The organism is Solwaraspora sp. WMMD406 (assembly GCF_029626025.1).
GTDB lineage: Bacteria > Actinomycetota > Actinomycetes > Mycobacteriales > Micromonosporaceae > Micromonospora_E.
This window is the reverse complement of the sequence record NZ_JARUBF010000001.1, coordinates 301,418-319,168: the sequence shown is the minus strand read 5'-3', so window position 1 is coordinate 319,168 and position 17,751 is coordinate 301,418. Positions and strand designations below refer to the sequence as shown.

16 protein-coding genes are annotated in these 17,751 nt (G+C 72.7%); 9 read left to right on the top strand and 7 right to left on the bottom strand.

What is annotated here, in order from left to right; genetic code table 11:
- The first annotated feature begins 11 nt into the window (after nucleotides 1–11).
- The 3 genes from O7632_RS01305 to O7632_RS01295 are packed head-to-tail and all read left to right on the top strand — an operon-like array spanning nucleotide 12 to nucleotide 2,226.
- On the top strand, nucleotides 12–401 hold the full coding sequence (locus O7632_RS01305) for a YwqJ-related putative deaminase (protein WP_278110706.1): 390 nt from the start codon (nucleotides 12–14) through the stop codon (nucleotides 399–401).
- The gene (locus tag O7632_RS01300; protein WP_278110705.1) at nucleotides 398–883 is read left to right on the top strand and encodes an SUKH-3 domain-containing protein; all 486 of its coding nucleotides are present in this window, start codon (nucleotides 398–400) and stop codon (nucleotides 881–883) included. Before O7632_RS01305 ends, O7632_RS01300 begins: the two co-directional genes overlap by 4 nt.
- Entirely contained in the window at nucleotides 880–2,226 is a 1,347-nt protein-coding gene (locus O7632_RS01295) for an SseB family protein (protein WP_278110704.1), read from the top strand. The genes O7632_RS01300 and O7632_RS01295 overlap by 4 nt, the downstream gene beginning before the upstream one ends.
- A 7-nt stretch (nucleotides 2,227–2,233) precedes the next feature.
- On the opposite strand, the gene O7632_RS01290 is transcribed toward O7632_RS01295, so the two are convergent.
- The 5 genes from O7632_RS01290 to eccCa form a co-directional block, all read right to left on the bottom strand.
- Nucleotides 2,234–2,698 (bottom strand): hypothetical protein, encoded by a 465-nt coding sequence (locus tag O7632_RS01290; protein WP_278110703.1) that lies wholly within the window; start codon nucleotides 2,696–2,698, stop codon nucleotides 2,234–2,236.
- Entirely contained in the window at nucleotides 2,695–3,933 is a 1,239-nt protein-coding gene (gene mycP, locus O7632_RS01285; protein ID WP_278110701.1) for a type VII secretion-associated serine protease mycosin, read from the bottom strand. Before mycP (O7632_RS01285) ends, O7632_RS01290 begins: the two co-directional genes overlap by 4 nt.
- Before the next feature lie 189 nt (nucleotides 3,934–4,122).
- Nucleotides 4,123–5,850 carry a hypothetical protein gene (locus tag O7632_RS01280; RefSeq protein ID WP_278110699.1) on the bottom strand — a complete coding sequence of 576 codons (1,728 nt, stop codon included), beginning with the start codon at nucleotides 5,848–5,850 and terminating at the stop codon, nucleotides 4,123–4,125.
- A 27-nt stretch (nucleotides 5,851–5,877) separates the two neighbouring features.
- On the bottom strand, nucleotides 5,878–6,495 hold the full coding sequence (locus tag O7632_RS01275; RefSeq protein WP_278110698.1) for a hypothetical protein: 618 nt from the start codon (nucleotides 6,493–6,495) through the stop codon (nucleotides 5,878–5,880).
- Nucleotides 6,496–6,649: 154 nt separating this feature from the next.
- Entirely contained in the window at nucleotides 6,650–10,609 is a 3,960-nt protein-coding gene (gene eccCa, locus O7632_RS01270) for a type VII secretion protein EccCa (protein ID WP_278110696.1), read from the bottom strand.
- Nucleotides 10,610–10,763: 154 nt separating this feature from the next.
- Here eccCa and eccD point away from each other — a divergent pair, with 154 nt between their 5' ends.
- Complete coding sequence (eccD, locus tag O7632_RS01265) at nucleotides 10,764–12,152, top strand: type VII secretion integral membrane protein EccD (RefSeq protein WP_278110695.1); 1,389 nt, start codon at nucleotides 10,764–10,766, stop codon at nucleotides 12,150–12,152.
- A gap of 55 nt (nucleotides 12,153–12,207) precedes the next feature.
- On the opposite strand, the gene O7632_RS01260 is transcribed toward eccD, so the two are convergent.
- Complete coding sequence (locus tag O7632_RS01260) at nucleotides 12,208–12,954, bottom strand: SUKH-3 domain-containing protein (protein ID WP_278110694.1); 747 nt, start codon at nucleotides 12,952–12,954, stop codon at nucleotides 12,208–12,210.
- Nucleotides 12,955–13,062: 108 nt separating this feature from the next.
- Here O7632_RS01260 and eccB point away from each other — a divergent pair, with 108 nt between their 5' ends.
- From eccB to O7632_RS01245, 3 genes are all read left to right on the top strand, one after another.
- Nucleotides 13,063–14,481: a type VII secretion protein EccB gene (gene eccB, locus O7632_RS01255; protein WP_278110693.1), complete on the top strand. Its 1,419-nt coding sequence runs from the start codon at nucleotides 13,063–13,065 to the stop codon at nucleotides 14,479–14,481.
- Nucleotides 14,482–14,701: 220 nt separating this feature from the next.
- Nucleotides 14,702–15,025, top strand: coding sequence for a WXG100 family type VII secretion target (locus O7632_RS01250; protein ID WP_278110692.1), 324 nt, complete (start codon nucleotides 14,702–14,704; stop codon nucleotides 15,023–15,025).
- A gap of 19 nt (nucleotides 15,026–15,044) precedes the next feature.
- Entirely contained in the window at nucleotides 15,045–15,329 is a 285-nt protein-coding gene (locus tag O7632_RS01245; RefSeq protein ID WP_278110690.1) for a WXG100 family type VII secretion target, read from the top strand.
- Between the two features lie 85 nt (nucleotides 15,330–15,414).
- On the opposite strand, the gene mycP (O7632_RS01240) is transcribed toward O7632_RS01245, so the two are convergent.
- Nucleotides 15,415–16,635, bottom strand: a complete 1,221-nt coding sequence (gene mycP, locus O7632_RS01240) for a type VII secretion-associated serine protease mycosin (protein WP_278119755.1) — start codon at nucleotides 16,633–16,635, stop codon at nucleotides 15,415–15,417.
- A gap of 344 nt (nucleotides 16,636–16,979) precedes the next feature.
- On the opposite strand from mycP (O7632_RS01240), the gene O7632_RS01235 reads away from it, so the two are divergent.
- Nucleotides 16,980–17,372, top strand: coding sequence for a YbaB/EbfC family nucleoid-associated protein (locus tag O7632_RS01235; RefSeq protein WP_278110689.1), 393 nt, complete (start codon nucleotides 16,980–16,982; stop codon nucleotides 17,370–17,372).
- Nucleotides 17,369–17,746 carry a hypothetical protein gene (locus tag O7632_RS01230; protein WP_278110687.1) on the top strand — a complete coding sequence of 126 codons (378 nt, stop codon included), beginning with the start codon at nucleotides 17,369–17,371 and terminating at the stop codon, nucleotides 17,744–17,746. The genes O7632_RS01235 and O7632_RS01230 overlap by 4 nt, the downstream gene beginning before the upstream one ends.
- The last annotated feature ends 5 nt before the right edge of the window (nucleotides 17,747–17,751 follow it).

The window sequence follows — 17,751 nt, the reverse complement described above, 5'->3', positions numbered from 1 at the left end:
AGGGGGCGGGCGTGACCGAGGCCAGGATGCTGCCGCTGGCGGCGGGCGCGTTGCTGATCGGGGGGACGGTCCACACCCACACCTCCGTCCGTGGCGATCAGCGGCCCCGGTTGCATCCCCTGGTGGCACGGTTCCTGGACGACCTGCCGAACGGGCAGCGGGAGCGGTTCACCGGATGGTGCGCCGAACCGGTGCTGCTGTCCGATCGGCTGTACGCGGCCGAGTCCGACGGGGGCGCGGCCGCACTCACTCCCACCGCCGCCCGCGCGGCACTGTGGGGAGCACGAGTGCGCCTCACCCGGATCCGGGAGCCCGGCGACCCGGTCCACGGCACCGCGCTGGTGCCGTGCCGGTCCTGTGCCGCTCTGCTGGAGTGGTTCGGAGTCGAGGTGCTGGAATGACCGACCGTTTTCCGACAGTAGTCGTCGAGGCCCTGGTCGCCGCCGGGTGGCATCCGGGCTACCGCGACGACGAGCGGGGCCGGGACTGGGCGGTGCGGATCGCCGCGTACGTCGGCGCGGACGGCCGCCACCACCTGGTGGGACCGGCCGCGATCCGGGCGTACGCCGAGTTCGGTGGCCTGCGGCTGCGGCCCGCCGGCGAGGGCGAGCAGATCGCCCCCGGCGATGTCGACTTCGATCCGTTTCGGGCGGTCCATTCGGTGGCCACCTTGGCCGGGCTGGCCGACGCGGTGGGCGTACCGCTGAGTCCACTGGGGGTGGAGGGCGCGGACACCGGCATCCTGGCGATCGACGCCACCGGGCGGGTCTTCGTTCTCGACCACGGCGGGGACTGGTTTTTCGGCGACGACCTGGACCAGGCGATCACCGCGTTGGTGCTCGGCGTCCAGCCGGCCCGTGTCGCGTCGGACGGCACCTGGTGACCGGCCAGGACGGCATCCGGGTGACCGATCACTGGCAGCCGGTCACCGACCCGGAGCGGGCGATGCTGGCCTGCGGCGACGACCGGCAGGCGTACCTCACCGCCCTGGCCTCGGGTCCGCTGCTGCTCCCGGTGCCGCCACCGGAGACCGACGGCGGGGTGTCTCCGGCGGCCTGGCCTACCGCGCGGCTCGACGGCGAGACCCATGTGCTGGCGTTCACCTCGCCGGAGGCGATCGCGGCCTGTCTGCCGGGGCAGCGGGTCGAATACCGGCTGGTCAGCATCACCGACCTCGCTTCCTGGTGGCAAGACCCACAGTGGTGGTTGGCGGTCGATCCGGGTCTGCCGATCGGTGCCCGGGTCTCCGGCGCGGAACTGGCCCGGCTCGCGGCGACCGGCCCGACGGTCGGCGCGGCGACCGGCCCGGTGCCCGGCGAGGAGGAACTGCGCGCGGCGATCGACGGGCAGGACCCGGACGCGCTGACAGCCGCGCTGCTGCGCTCGGAGCTGGTGGTCCCGCTGGCCCCGGACGGTTCCGCTTCGCGCGACGTCACCGATCCGGATTTTCCCTGGTGGTGCCTGCCGGACGCGGCCGGCGAGCCGAGTCTGCCGGTGTTCACCTCCGAGCAGCGGCTGCGGCAGGTGCTCGGCGATCATGACTTCGTCGTCCTCAGCAGTGTGCAGCTCGCGGGGGCGTGGCCGGATCCGAGCTGGCAGCTGATGCTCAACCCCGGAACCCCGCTGGCCGCGAGCATCCCGGGTGAGTCCGTTCAGGCGCTGCACGGATGGCTGGACGGGTTGCGGACCGCGTTGACCGAGGCGGTCGACGAGGAGCGCCAGCGGCTGCTCGCCGACGGGCCGCCGGAGACGACACTCGCGCCGGGCGCGCCGGGCGCTGGCACCGACGGCGAGCCGGCCGCCGCCGGACCGGACCCGGCGGCGCCGCCGATGCTGCAGGTGGTGGTCCCGCACCGCTACGTCCGGTCCTATCTCGACCAGGGGTACGACCGGGTCGCTGGCCTGGTGCACCGCTGGTGGGGGACCGGGCGGGAGACGCCGCGACGGCTCTACGAGCGACTCGACCTGCTCGGGGACGGGTCGCCGTTCCGGGCCGACGACGACTGGGCGGTGGTGCTGCGCTGGCCACCCGCCGACGCCACCGAGCAGGGCTGGTGGGACGGGCCGCCGCGGATGGAATCGTTCGTGGTGCCCGACGGTGCCGGCCTGCACAAGATCGACCGCGATGGTGGGGACGAGCCGCTCGCCCGGTTCGACGCCGCCGAACGGCGTTGGCTACCGCCCGACCCGCCAGGTGCCGAGCCACCGCCGCAGGCCGACTCGTGACGACCGGTCAGGTCGATGGCGCGGCCAACCAGCGTCGGGCCGCCGGGGTGTGCAGCAGCACCAGCGAGATCCCGGCGAGGGTGCCGATCACCAGCGGGGTCGTCATCGTCGGTTGGTAGTCGAGCCGCCCCTGCGCCAGCAGGGTGACCAGGACGACGACGAACAACCCCACGGTGAAACCGGCCGGTACCCGCAACACGTTGGAGTCACCGGCCCAGGCGAGCCACATCCCCGCCAGGGTCATCGCCACCACCAGCAGGCAGATGCCGAGGATCCCCAACCCGACGATCCACAGGAGCCATTTGAAGGAGCCTTCGCTGCGGGCGGTGGCGACGACGAACCCCACCCCGGCGATCAGCCACACCACCGCCGCCGGCACCATCAGCAGTACGGCGAAGACGACGGCGAGTGGACGCCGGCCTGGCCGCGCCGGCTCCCCGGCCGGCGGCGGGTCGGCGGTGGGCCCGCTCATGGTGCCGGCCGTCGCCATGCCCGGTCGTCCGCCGGCCTACCCGGGGCGGATCCGGCCGGCGTCGGCGCGGCCGCCCCTCCCGGACCCGGCCGCTGGTCGGAACGGCCGCGTCGGCGTCGTCGCCGCCACCGCAGCAGCAGCACGGCCCCGGTCACCGGTACGGCGAGCACCAGCAGCAACCCGACCAGGACGACCAGCGAGTACCACCTTTCGTCCTCGGTCCCCGGATCCCAGGCGTACGCGGTCTCGTTGTCGGTCGGGGTCGGCGAGGCAGCGGCGTCGGCGCGGCCGTCCGGCTCCCCGGTCAGTGCCCGGCGCAGATCGAGCACCCCCCATCCGAAGTCGGGGTCCCGGCCGGGCGGTCCGGCGTCGGTGGTCGTCTCCAACACCCGCTTGAACACGTCGTACGGGGACAGGTCGGGGAACCTGGCCCGGACCAGCGCCACCGCCCCCGACACGATCGCCGTGGCACCACTGGTGCTGGTCACCGTGACGTACCCGCCGCCCGGGGCGGCCGCCGTCAGGTCGACCGAGGGCGCGGCCAGGGCGATTTCGTCGGCCGGGATCGACTCCGGGCCGAGTCCGCCCGCCCGGTCGCTGCCGGTCACCGCCATCACCGCCGGATGGCGGGCCGGGTCGGCGATCAGGACGTCCTCGCGGTTACCGACCGAGGCGACCACCACCACCCCGCTGCGGTAGGCGCGTTCCACCGCGTCATCGAGATCCGGGTCTCCTCCGGTGGCCATGGACACGTTGATGACGTCGGCGCCCTTGTCGACCGCCCAGTTGATCCCGGCGGCGATCATCGTGGAGCTGGTCAGACCCTGCTCCGGCACGACCGTGATCGGCAGGATCCTGGCTTTGGGGGCGATCCCGAGCACACCGTCGCCGTTGCCCGGTCCGTGACCGTGGCCGGCGATGAGGGAGGCCATGCCGGTGCCGTGGATCTGCCGGTCGACCTGTCCCTGGGTGGTGTCGTCGTGCAGGTCGACACCGGGTAGGACGTTGCCGACCAGGTCGGGATGGTTGGCGTCGACTCCGGTGTCGACGACCGCGACCGTGATGCCCTCACCCTGGGTGAGCTGGTGAAGCTCGGCGAGTTCGAGGGCGGTCAGGTGCCAGGCCTGCTCGCGGATCGCGTCGGCCCGGGCCGACGCGGGCAGCACGGCGATCGCGGCGAGCTGGCCGACCGCGAGTGTCGACAGCAGCGCCACCGCGCCTCGCAGGCCACGCATCCAGTCTCACCTTCCGTCCGTCGCCGGCTCCGCGTCCGGGGTCGGGTCGGCCCGCCGAGGGCTCCATCGGCACCGCCACCGTTGACGACCGGCACCGCCACCGTCGACGGTGGTCGCTCGTCGCCGGGTGTCTCTCATCGCATGGTACGGACCCGGACACCCGCGACGGGGCGACCGGGTGCCGTGTCGTCAGCTCTGGCCGAGCGTCCGTCCCTGATCCTTGGGCCGGTGTTCGTCCGGCGTGTCGATGCTGCCCTTGGGCGCCTGGTCGGTCTGCCACAGCTCGTCGTCGCCGTCGCCGTACCGCCAGGTGTCCGGCTCGGTGTCACCGGTCCGGGTCGGCCGGGTCCGAGGGGTTTCGCCGCGCCGACCGCCGAGAGCGGGTGCCGGACCGGCACTCCGGCCGGGTGGTTGGGCTCCCGGCCCGCCCCGGCCGGGGAGACTGGCCCGCCCGGTGCCCCGACCACCCGGGGTGGGTGTTCCGGTGCCGGGGGTGCCGGGACGGCCCGGTTGCCCCGGGCTGGTCGGCCGGCCACCGGTACCGGGTCGGGCGGCACCGCCGGGCGGGACCGCGCCGGACGAGCCGCCGAGGCTGGGCGGCGGGACGGGACTCCGCCCGACCCGGCCGCCGGGACGGGCGGGTCGACCGGCGGTGCTGCCCGGCAGTTGCGGCGCGCCGGGTGTGGCACCCCGGCCGGCCGCTCGGCCGGAGCCGGGGGCGGCCGGCCGGCCTGGTGTTCCCGGTGCCCCGCTGGTGCCGGGCAGAGTCGGGCGGGCGGGCGGCGTACCTCGCCGCGCCGAGCCGGGTGCGGCGGGACCGGCTCCACCGCCGGGTCCGCTGACTCCGGGCAGGGTCGGTCGAGGTGGTGCCGCTGGTCGGGTGGCCGGTCGTGTCCCGGGCGCGGTCGGCCGGGTGGCCTGCGGGGTGAGCGGGGTGCCCGGTCGAGCGGCCGGCGGTGGCACCGGCGGCACCACCGGGCTCGGGGGCGGTGCCGCGGCCGGCGGGGTCACCTGCGGGGCGGCGGGTGCCGGCCCCGGCGCCGGCGGGGCGACGGTGCCGCCGGCCAGTCCCACTCCGTCGGGCAGCGGGGGCGGTGACCCGGGCGGGCGCGGCGGCCCGGTCAGCTCGGAGCCGGTCAGGTCCGGGCGGGTGGGTGCCGGCCCGGCACCGCCGCCGAGGCCGCCCGGCAGTCCGGGGGGCGCGCCCGGTCCGGCCAGCGGCGGCACCGGAGTCGGCACGTCGCCCGGGTAGGTGACGACCGCGTTGGTCGGACCCTGGTAGGTGGTGCCTCGGGAGATGTAGTCCAGGTAGGTGTCGACGAACATGTCACCCAACGGCTTGACCAGGTTCTTGGCCCGTTCGTGGAATTCCTCTTTGACCTCGTCGATGGTCTTGCCGTTGTTGATGCCGAACAGGTCGCCCAACTGGATGCCTTCGTCGGCGCTGCGCTTCGCTTCCTGTGCGCGCTGCTCGGCGAGGTAGTTTTCGTAGAGCGGGATGAACTCTTCCTGAGTTGACTTGATCCTGTCGCGGATGAGGTCCAGGCCACGGGCGTTGTTGTCCGCGGCCTCCCGCCACTGATCCAGCGAGTAGATCGCGGCGCCGACCTTGTGCAAGAACAACTCGCCAGCCGGTGAGGTCCACGCGGCGGCCAACGCGTTCGCGTGCCGGTGCAGATTGTCCCGGGTGCTCTGCAACAGGGTGCTCGCCCGGCGCCACATGTCGGCCAGGGAGCCGGCACGTTCGTCGCTCTGCTTCTGCACCCACCGCCACATCGTTTCGATGTCGACGTTGTCGTACGACGTCGGATCGTAGACCCGGTTGGGGTCGGAGTGGTCAATCTCCAGATAGTCGTCGGAGACACCGGCGTACATCGGCAGGGGCACGTACCGGTATCCGAAGTAGTCGTCACCCATTGTCGTCCCTCACTGCGTCAACCGTGGTCAAGCCTGGTAGTCCGGGGTGTCGAACCGAGAGTCGTGCATGTCCTCCTGATCGGCGGGGATGACGTACTCACCCGTCTCGCCCTCGGCGATCACCGTTTCCTGGTACAGCGCCGGGGTTCCGCCGTCAGGACCGGAGGTGCCCGAGGAGTTCTCGCCGAAGTAGTGCTCCGGGTCGGTCAGCTCCGCCGGGACCACGTTCGCCGGGTCGTTCTCGGCACTGTCCTCCTGCTGCCAGTAGTCGTCGAGCGTCTGCTGCCCCTCGATGCCGCTGAACGCCCGCAACACGTCCTGGTTGGTGGCTTGGGAGAACGCGTCGCCGGCGAGATATTCGGCGGAGATCGACATGGCCGCCGTGCTCAGCGCGGCCATGCCGCGCGCCACGTCGCCGAGCAGCTGTCCGATCGCCTGCCGCGACTCGTCGTGGCGGGACACGAAGAGCTGGCTCTCCGACCAGGTGGGATCGGTGGGGATCGGCTCCGTCAGCATCGGCCGGATGCCGGCGGCCAGGCTCGGAGCGAAGTTGGTTTCCAGCTCCTCCCGGATGCTGGTGGCGAAGTCCTGCAACTTTTGAATATCGACGTCGATCTGTTCGTCGACGAGCCACTCGTCGCCCATCGGTCTCCCCGTTCGTCCTCGGTCCCGACCCCATCCACCATCGAGCGCCCACGTCCGGGCCGGCACGACAAAACTAACCCCTGACGGCAACATTGAGAACCGTCCGTACGACGCACGGGCGACCGGCCGGTACGGGCAGGACGGGGAAACCGGCTCAGGTGGCAGGTGGCAGGTGGACCAACTGCACCAACCGGGTGCCGCCCCGCCGAGCCACCAGCCAGCCCCGACCCGGCGGCAGCGGACCAGGCCGTACGGTGCCGAGCAGCACCCCTTCGTCCCGGTTGCCGCTCATCACGATCCCCGGTGTGCTCAGCTCCCGCAGGCGCATCAGCAGCGGCTCGTACAGTGCCCGGCTGGCCCCGCCCGAGCGGCGCGCGACGACCAGGTGCAGGCCGATGTCGCGGGCCTGGGGCAGGAACTCCAGCAGCGGACCCAACGGGTTACTGCTCCCGCCGGTCACCAGGTCGTAGTCGTCGACCAGCACGTACAGATCCGGGCCCCGCCACCAGCTGCGGGCCCGCAGCTGGTCCGGGGTGACGTCGGCCGGCGGCAACCGGTCCCGCAGCACCCCGACCACCTCGGTCACCATCGTCTCGGTGAGCTGGGCGGAGGAGCCGTAGCCGATCAGGTGCGGTGTGGTGACGTCACCGAGCAGGCTGCGGCGGTAGTCGACGATGATGATCCGCGCCTCGGTCAGCTCGTACCGGTCGGTGATCGTCCGGGCCAGCGACCGCAGGAAGGTGCTCTTGCCGGACTCGCCGTCGCCGAAGACGATGAAGTGCGGGTCGGTGGCGAAGTCCAGGTGCACCGGCAGCAGGTCGATCTCGGCGATCCCGATCGGCAGCCCGGGACGGCCGGTGTCCGGCAGCGAACCGTACGGCACCATCGCCGGGAGCAGCCGTACCGGCGGGGCACCGGGACCCTGCCAGGCGGCGACGACGTCGCCGACCAGCTTGCGGGTGCCGTCGGCCAGGGTTTCCACCTCGGCGACGCCGTCGGCGCGGGGCAGCGCCGACAGGAACTGCGTCCCGTCCGGGGTGATGCCCCGACCGGGGGACTTCTCCGGCACGTTCATCGCCGCCCGCCGGTCCAGGTTGGAGTCGCTGGCGTCGGCCAGGCGCAGCTCCAACCGGGAGCCGAAGACGTCCCGGATCGCCGGGCGCAGGTCCATCCAGCGGGCGGCGGTGACCGCCAGGTGGACACCGAAGGACAGGCCCCGGTTGGCGATGTCGTTGATCGCCGGCTCCAGGTCCTCGAACTCGGACCGGATCGTCGCCCAGTTGTCGATCACCAGGAACACGTCGCCGAACGGGTCGTCGGTGTGGCCGCCGTGCCCGCGTTCCCGCCGGTAGGTGGCCATCGAGTCGATGCCCCGCTCGGCGAACCGCCGCTCCCGCTGCGTCATCAGCAGCTGCAGTTCGGCGATGGTGCGCCGGACCTGCCCGGTGTCGAGCCGGGTGGCGATGCCGCCGACGTGGGGCAGGTCGCGCAGCGCGGCGAGCGCACCGCTGCCCAGATCCAGGCAGTAGACCTGGATCTCACGGGGGGTGTGGGTGAGCGCCAGGGACGCCACCATCGTCCGCAACAGGGTGCTCCGGCCGCTCTGCGGGCCGCCGACGACGATGGTGTGGCCGGCGGATCCGGCCAGGTCCAGCCACAGCACGTCCCGGCGCTGCTCGAACGGTTTGTCGACGATGCCGACCGCCGCCCGCAGCGCGCCCTGTACGGCCGGGTCGGCGGCGGTGACGCCGCGCTGCGGGTCGGCGGCCAGCGGGGAGAGCAACTGGTCGAGGGTCATCGGCTCGCCCAGCGGCGGCAACCACACCTGGTGGGCCGGTCGACCCCGGCCGGTGAGCCGGGCGACCAGGATGTCCAGCAGGCTTTCGCCGACCACGTCCGGGGACTCCTCCTCGACCACCGGGGTGGGGGTCCGGGGCAGCCGCGCGGCGACGTACCCGGTGGTGTACTCCTGCACCCGTTCGTCGCCGTCGCCGGCGGCGACCGCCTCGGCGGTCTTGCTGCGGTACGTTCCCGAGACGTACGCGGCCCGGAACCGGACCAGTGGTTCGGTGCCGAAGCGCAGGTAGCCGTGCCCGGGTGAGCGGGGCAGTTCGTACGCGTCGGTGGCGCCGAGCACGACCCGGCTCTCCATCGCCGAGAAGGTCCGCAACCCGATCCGGTACGACAGGTGGGTGTCCAGCCCACGCAGCCGGCCCTCCTCCAGCCGCTGGGAGGCCAGCAGCAGATGGACGCTGAGTGACCGGCCGACCCGTCCGATCTGGACGAACATGTCGATGAAGTCGGGTTTGGCGGTGAGCAGTTCGGAGAACTCGTCACAGATGATCAACAGGGCGGGCAGTGGCTCCAGCGGCGCACCCGCCGCCCGCGCCTTCTCGTAGTCGCGCTGCGAGGCGTAGTTGCCGGCCGCGCGCAGCAGCTCCTGCCGCCGTACCAGCTCGCCGTTGATCGCGTCGGTCATCCGGTCGACCAGCGGAAGTTCGTCGGAGAGGTTCGTGATCACCGCGCTGGTGTGCGGCAACTTGTCGAGCCGGGTGAACGTCGCGCCACCCTTGAAGTCGATCAGGACGAAGTTCAACGTCTCCGACGGGTGGGTGGCGGCGAGCGCCAACACCAGCGTCCGCAGCAACTCCGATTTACCCGAACCGGTCGCCCCGATCAGCAGGCCGTGCGGCCCCATGCCGTCCTGCGCCGACTCCTTCAGGTCCAGGTCCACCGGCTCGCCGTCCGGCGTGAGCCCCAACGGCACCCGCAACCGGTTGCGGTTCGGGCGCGGCGTCCACGCCCGCTCCACGTCGAACTCGTACGGGTCACCCAGCCCCAGCAGATCCGCAAGGCCGAGTTCGACACTGAGCGCCTTCTCGCCCCGGGACGCGGCGGACAGCCGCAGCGGCGCCATCTGCATCGCCAACGCCTCGACCGTACACACCGCGACCGTGTCCGCCCGGCCGATGGCCGCCCGCCCGTCCACCGTGACGCTGTGCATCGTCGCGTCCGCCGCCACCTCCAGCACCAGCCGCGACCGGTCCAGGATCCGAGGCGGCGGCTGCGACAGATCCAGGATCGTCACCCCTTCCACCCCGCCGTCGGTCATCAGATGATCCGACCCGGCCGGGTCGCCACCGTCGAGCAGCACCAGCAGATGCGGACCGGCGACCCCCTGCGGATCCGACCCGGAGAGGTTGAACCGCGGCCGGTTGGCCACCACGTCGTCGAGCATCGCCTCCAGACCGCTCACCTTCGGCGCGACCAGCCGCAACGCCCCCAGCGCGTCCGTCCGGGTCGGATGCAGCGCGTGCGGCAGCCACTTCAGCCACTCCCAGTCGGCTCGCCGGTCCGCCGCCACACACGCCACCACCAGCAGGTCGTCGGGGGCGTGGAACGCGGTCGCCTGGGCGACGATCGCCCGCGCCAACCCCCGGGCGGCAGCGGCGTCACCGCGCAGATGCACCCGGGCGAACCCGTTCAACGCCATCGTCACCGGCAGATCCGGCACCCGCGCGTACGTGGTCAGGAACCGACGCAACGCCAGAGCGCACATCGGCTCCAACTTCTCCAAGGTCGTCCCCGGCGGCGGCACCAGCGGAGTCGCCAACTCCTGCTCGCCGAGACCGACCCGGACCGTCGCGAAATCCGCGTCCCCCCGCCGCCGTTCCCACAACCGGGGCCCGACGGGAATCGACCACAGCGCGTCCGGTTCCGGGTGACGGTAGGTGGCGGCCATCCGCTGCCGCTCCACCGTCCGCAGCACCCGCTGCCGCTGCCGCGACAGATGGGTCAGGTACTCCCGGCGGCGCTGCAGCATTTCCTGCTTGCTCGGCCCACCCGCCTGGTTGGTCAACTGGGAGGCGAGCATCCCGATCGCCGACAGTCCGAACAGGCCACCGGTGACGTAACTCAAGGTCGAACCACCCCGACCGGCGAACATCAGCGCCATCGCCACCGAACCCGCCAACATCGGCAGCAGCATCATCAGCTGACCCCACGACCGGCCGGTGGGCGCCGGCAACTCCGGCGGCGCGTCGAGCAGCACCTCGCCGGACGGATACTCCGGCTCCGGCTGCCGCGCCGGGCGCTTCACCACCACCGTGCCCACGAATCGATCCTTCCCGACCCCGCCGCGGTCCGACACCGCCTCGCTCCGTCACGGGCGACGACCGCAACCGGCGACACCGGCACATGGTAGGTAGCCTTCACCCGTCATGGCAGCCTCGGGCATCTGGCCCGTTCCTCGTACCGAGGAGTCAGCAGTGGTCACCCAGGCCGGAACAGGACTCGCCCGGATCGCCGTCGTGACGGCCAACCGACGGCTGGACCTCGCCCTACCGGAACACCTTCCGCTGGTCAGCCTGCTGCCGGCGGTGCTGCGGCACGTCGACGCCGAACCCACCGACGGCATCGCGCACGGCGGCTGGGCGCTGCGCCGCACCGACGGTTCCAGCCTGGACATCACCCGTACCCTCGCCGCCCAGCAGGTACGCGACGGCGAGACGCTGCACCTGGTCCCGGCCCGCACCGAATGGCCCGAACCGGCGTACGACGACCTGATGGAAGCGGTCGCCGCCGGGGCCCGCCGGCGCGGGCTGCCGTGGACACCGGCCGCCACCCGGCTGACCGGCCTGCTCACCGCCGGGGCGCTGCTGCTGTTGGGCCTGGCGGTCCTGGTCACCGCCGCCGAACCCGGCTGGCTCAGTGGAGCCGCCGCCCTCGCCACCGCCACCGTGCTGCTCGCCGCCGGGGTGCTGATGTCCCGGGCGATGGCCGACTCCCTGGGTGGCGCGGTGCTCGCCGCGATCGCGCTGCCGTACGCGTTCGCCGGCGGCGCCCTGATCCTCGGTGCCGGTGAACGGCTCGCCACCATGGGCGCACCCCACCTGCTGCTCGGCGCGATGATCCTGGTTCTGGCCGGGGTGGTCGGTCTGATCGGCGTCGGCGACGCCAGCCGGGTCTTCGTCGCGGCGGTCACCGTCGGCCTCGGCGGCGCGGTCGCGGCGCTCGGCGCGCTCGGCCCGTTCGACCCGGCCGGGTCCGCCGCCGTGGTCGTCGGGCTGACCACGCTGCTGCTGCCGGCGATGCCGCTGCTCGCCGTACGGCTGGGCAAGATGCCGATGCCGACGCTGCCGCGCACCCCGGAGGATCTGCTGCGGGACGATCCGCAGCCGAGCCGTGACACGATCTACCAGGCCACCGCCCGCGCCGACGAGATCCTCACCGGACTGCTGTTCGGCGCGGCCGTGGTGACGGCCGTCGCCGTCGCCGTCCTGGTCCACTCCGGTACGGTCGGCGCGCTGCTGCTCGCCGGGGTCGTCACCGCCGCGTACCTGCTGCGGGCCCGGCTGGTGCCGACCGTCCGCTACCGGCTGCCGCTGCTGGGTGCCGGCCTGGTCGGGCTCGCGGTGCTGCTGCTCGGCGCAGCCGGCGACGCCGCCGTGGTGATCCGGGTGGCCCTGCTGCTGCCGGCGGCGCTGCTGGTCGCCGGGCTCGTCGTCGGTGCCGGCGTGATCTACAGCCGACGGGCACCGTCGCCCCGGCTGGCCCGGTTCGGCGACGGACTCGACATCGTGGCGCAGCTCGCGGTCGTCCCCCTCGCCTGCGCGGTGCTCGGCCTGTTCGGTTTCATGCGGGCGATGGGCGGCTGACCGTTCACCAGCTGGTGCGCTCGCTGGCGGTTCACCAGGTGCGTTCGTCGGCCGCTCACCAGGTCCGTTCGCTGGCCGCGACCAGGTCGTCGCCCCGGATCAGCGCGGTGAGGGCGGCGTCGATGCCGGCGGCGACGAAGAACTCCTCCGCCCAGTGCAGCAGGAACACCCGCCCCTGCGCGTCCATGACCAGCTCGGACGGACCGTCGGCGTGGTTGCCGATCGGGAACACCGGATCGTCGTACTCCTCGGCGAAGACCCGGGCGGCGTCGGTGACCACGCCGCCTCCGGTGGGGTGCAGATAGCTGGTGAACCCGCCCCCCGGCTCACCGTGCAGGCCGAACTGGGGCACGGTCAGGCCACCGAACTCGACCATCGCCGACCGGGCGGCCGGAAACACGCTCAGCCCCGCCAACTCGTCGGCGAACGAGGCCAGCCACCGGTCCACCGAAGCGGACACGTCCCGACCCGGAAACCAGCCCGCCTGCTGCAACACGTGCCGTACCTCCGGCGCGAACCGCCCGACGGCCGCCTGCCGCGCGTCGTGCTCCGCCCGGTAGCGCGCGGCGATCACCGGCGCCGGCAGCGACGGCCAGACCGACAGTTCGCCGGTCTGCCGATCGATGACCACCCGTGGCTGCCCGGTCGCCACCGGAACCTGCGGATCAGGCGGGACCGGTTCGACCCGCCAGGCCACGTACCCGTCGTCGAACTCGTGCAGCCCGACCTCCGGCTCCGCGCCGGGCCGGTCCTGCGCCGCCCATCGACGGGCCCGCGCCAACGCCTCGGCTCGGCTGATCATCATCGCTCCTCGCCGTGTCCCCGGCCGCCGCCGTGTCCTCGGTGCCTATCGTAGGCGGCAAGGCCGTGTGCGGCGCACGTACGGGCCGTACCGGAGAGAGAGGCTGTCATGCCGTCGCGGCGCGACCAGGTCCAGTCGTACCAGTTCCTCGTCCAACGGATGACCTCCGCGCTGGTGGCAAGGGACCCCGACCCGGCCGTCGCACCGTTTCGCCGGCTCGGCGGGGCCGGGCTCGCCGGCATGATGGTCGCCGTGCTCTGCCTCGGCGCGGTCGGGGTGTTCGGTTTCATCGTCCCCGGTGGCGCCACCTCGTGGCGAGACGGCGACACGGTGATCCTGGAGAAGGAGACCGGCACCCGCTACCTGTTCCGCGACGGGCGGCTGCACCCGGTGCTCAACTACGCCTCGGCGCTGCTGGCGATGGAGGCACCCGTACCCACCCGCAGCGTTTCCCGTAACTCGTTGGTCGGCGCGGCACGTGGCCCGAGCATCGGCATCCCGAACGCACCCGACGCGCTGCCGGACCCGGACCGGATGCTCGACGGCGGGTGGACCCTCTGTTCCCAGCTGGCCCGGGACGAGGCGGGGGACCCGGTCACCACGACGGTGCTGACCGTGGGCCGGCCACCCGCCGGCGGCCGCGACCCGGGCGACACCGCGCTGCTCGTACGCGACGTCGGCACAGCGGGGCTGTATCTGATCTGGCGTGACCACCGGCACGAGATCACCGACGAGGCGATCGTCCTGGAGGGACTCACACTGCGGTCGGAGCCGGTGGTCGACGTCGGCGGTGCCTGGCTGAACGCCCTGCCGGCGGGAGAACCGATCGGAGCCCGCCCGGTGGCCGGTCGGGGAGAGCCCTCCGGGGCGTTGCCGGACGCACTCGTCGGACAGGTCCACGTGGTGGAGAGCCAGGCCGGTAGCCGCCAGTACTACCTGGTGGAACGGACCTGGCTGACCCCGCTGTCCCAGTTGACGGCCGAGGTGCTGCTAGCCGATCCGGCCACCCGTCAGGCGTACCGCGACGGCCGTCCCCGCGCGATCGGGCTGGACGCGGACGCGGCGGTCTCCGCCCCCAAAGCACCGCCGAGCACCGGCGGCCCGCAGCCGCCGGAGCGTCGGCCGGAGATCGCCCGGCTGGCCGACGCCCAGCCCGCCGTCTGCGCCGGGTACGCACCCGGCCAGCCCGAGCCGACGGTGCTGCTCGACGCTCAGGTCGACCCGGTACGCGACCCGGTGCGTACCGCCGAGGCGACCCCGCAGGGGGTGCCGCTGGCCGACCGGGTCGTCATCGAACCCGGGTACGGTGCCCTGGTCGAGGCGATGCCGTCGCCGGACGCGCCGACCGGGGTGTTGCACCTGGTCACCGACCAGGGCTACCGGTATCCGCTGGCGTCGGCGGCGGTGCCGACGATGCTCGGGTACGGCGACGTCGAGGTGGTCGCCCTGCCAGCCGGTCTGGTGGTCCGGCTACCGAGCGGTCCCGCCCTGGACCCGGTGGCGGCCAAACGAAGCGTCGCGGGCTAGCACGCCCCGGCCGCGCGGCGGGCGTCGCCGGACAGTGCGCCCCGGCTGTGCGGCGGACGTCGATGATCGTCAGCGGCCACCACAGTCGACGGGCCTGGCGTGGTTGGACAGCACCCGTTACCGTCTGTCTTGACAGACGGTGCGGGCGCACCGTACGCAGCGCCCCGGGCAGGGTGGGGCGACATCGACGCGGAACGGGGTGACATCGACCATGGCGGGAATGAACACCGACACCGGCCTCATGGTGAAGACCGAGAAGGACGTCGACGGCGTCGCGGACCGGCTGACCGGCAACCTGAACCGGCTGATGGACCAGTTGGCCCCGCTCTACGACCAGTGGAAAGGCGCCGGCGCCGGGTCGTTCCAGCAGGTCCGGGACCGGTTCGACCAGGACATGGCCCGGCTGAACGTGGCGCTGCGGTCGATCGCCGAAGCGGTCGGGTCGGCCGGTAAGGACTACGAGGTCAGCGACGAGGAAACCAGGTCCGAGATGGACTCCGCCGGCGCCAGCGCCGGTCAGATCACCGCAGCCCTGAAGCTCTGAGCCGGACCGGAGAGACGACATGGAGATCAGGTACAACTTCGCCGCGCTCAACGGCGCGGCCGACAACTGCAAGAACGCCTCCGGCAACATGGTGGCCGAGCTGGACAACCTCAAGACCGGAATCCAGCCACTGGTCGCGACGTGGGAAGGCGACGCCCAGGAGGCGTACCTGCGCCGGCAGACCGAATGGGAGGCGGCGGCGGACAGCCTCAAGGACCTGCTCGGCCGGATCGAGAACGCGCTGCGCGAGTCCGCGATCCGGATGCAGGCGCGCGAGGCCGCTAACCGCACCAAGTTCGAGTAACGCGGGGGTCGGTCGGCGCCCGTAAGGGGCGGTCGGCGGTCGGCGGCCGGCGCGCGTACGGGTCGGTCGTGGCCGTCAGCGTCGGTCAGTCTGGTCGGGGTGGACCCGGGACCCGGAAGAACGCCTCGTCGGGCTCGTCGACGTCCACAGCGGCCACCGGTGCCGGCACGTGCCGCGTCGACCGCCACCGACGCCGCCGACCACGCGGCAACATCAGGACCGCCACCGTCACCACGGCCACGACGCCCGCCATGCCCGCCGCGCCACCGACCGCCAGCTGACTCAGCCGCGACCAGTGCTCCGCTCGGGCGATCGCCGCCGGATCCTGCGGTATGTCCGGCATCGGGGCGATCGCCACCGGCGGCTGCCCCGTGAGCCGTTCCGTCACCGCCCGGTATGGGTTGACCACGCCGATCCCGTAGCCCGCCTCCGGCGCGCCAGCGGCCGGATCCACCGTGGCGAGAATTCGATGCACCACCTCGGCCGCGGTCAGTTCCGGCTGGGCGGCTCGGACCAGCGCCGCGGTCGCGGCCACCATCGGCGTGGCGAAACTGGTCCCGCTCCAGACGTCGTGCCCGGACCGTCGGGTGGCGGCCACCACGGCACCACCCGGAGCGACGAGGTCGACGTACGGGCCGATCTGGGAGTTGTCCACCCGCAGTCCCTGCTGGTCGATCGCGCCCACGCCGAGCACCCCGTCGTACGCGGCCGGGAACGGTGGCGGGTCGGGGCGCTCCCCGGACTGGTGCAGGTTACCGGCGGCGGCGACCACCACGACGTCCTCGGCGAGGGCGTACGTGATCGCGTCCCGTACCCGCGAGTCCGGCAGGTACTGGGTGACCGACATGTTGATCACGTCGGCGTCGTTGTCGACCGCCCAGCGGATCGCCTGGGCGAACCGGGCGGCGGTCACGGTCGGACCGCCGTCGCGGCTGTCGTCGCCGGACTGCTGGCTGACCCGTTCGCTGACCCGTACCGGCAGGATCTCCACGTCCGGGGCCAGCCCGTGGAAGCCGATGCCGTCCACCGGCCGGGCGGCGATGACACTGGCCACCGCCGTGCCGTGGGACACACAGTCGACATTGCCGCCCGGCTCGTCGCCGAGCGCGTCGAAACCGGTCGCCACCTGCCCGGCGAGCTGCGGATGGTCGTCGTCGACTCCGGAGTCGACGACCGCTACCCGTACCCCGGCGCCGGTGCTGAACGGCCATACCCGTTCCGCGTTGAGCCACCGCTGGTGCCAGGGGAGCTGGGGGATCGGCTGGCCCGGATCGACCGGTGACCGGCAGGAACCGGGGGCGGCCAGCGCGGTGCCGGCCAGCGCGGTGCCGGCCAGCGCGGTGCCGGCCAGCGCGGTGCCGGGGGCGGCCAGCGCCATGGTGGTGCCGGCGACGGTGAACAACGCGATCGACAGCACCGCCCGTACAGCGGCCAGCCGACCGTGACATCCGGTTGGCATGGCGTACCTCCTTGCCGCCGCGCGGTCGTCGCATCCTAACGAGGGCCGTCACACCCTGGCCGGCGTGGCTGTCGGCGGCCTACGGGCTCGTGGCGATGGCGGGTGTTCAGTATCGTCGAGGCGATACCTGGTCGACGAGTATCACTCGACCGTACGTGTGCTGGCGGCGAGGCGGCTCCGGGGAGGACATCGTGGACACGCAGTCGTTGCGGGCCCGGGCCGACGAGCTGATGGCGCAGTTCGAGCGGATGCGTTCCGGAGTCGGCGAGTTGCAGCAGAAGCTCAGGTCGGTGTCGGCCACGGTCACCTCCGACGACGGGCTGGTCACGGCCACGGTCGGGCCGCGCGGGCAGGTGATCAAGGTCGAGTTCGATCCGAGGATCTACCGGCGTCCCAACTCGAAGGAACTGTCCGCCACCGTGACCGAGACGATCCGGCGGGCGACCGACAAGGCGATGGCGCAGGTCGAGGAGCTGTGCCGGCCGTTGCTTCCCGACGCCCAGTTCCAGGCACACATGGATCACGACCTGGAGGGCATCTTTCGTCAGCTCGACGCGGACCTACCGGGAGATGATCGGACGTGACCGAACCTAACGAGACCGCTCTCAACCCGGGCGCGGCCCGCACCGGAGGGGTCGAACTCACCGGCGTCGGTGACGACCTGGCGGCCCGTTGGGAGCGGCTGGCCGGCACCATCAACAGCCTCAACAGCGAAACGCCCTGGGGCGACGACGAGCCGGGCCGGGCCTTCAACGAGCACTACCTCGCCGAAGGCGAGGACGCCCCGGTGGGCGCCACCATGAAAAGCGGCGGTGAGCTCGTGACGTGGATGCATCAGCTCGGGCCGTCCGTCGTGGAGGTCGTCGACGGTACGGTCGACGTCGACGAGGCCGTGGCCACCTGGTTCGGCGGCGGCGACGAGACGACCGCCCGCAGCCAAGGGGACCTCCCGGGGTAGAGAGG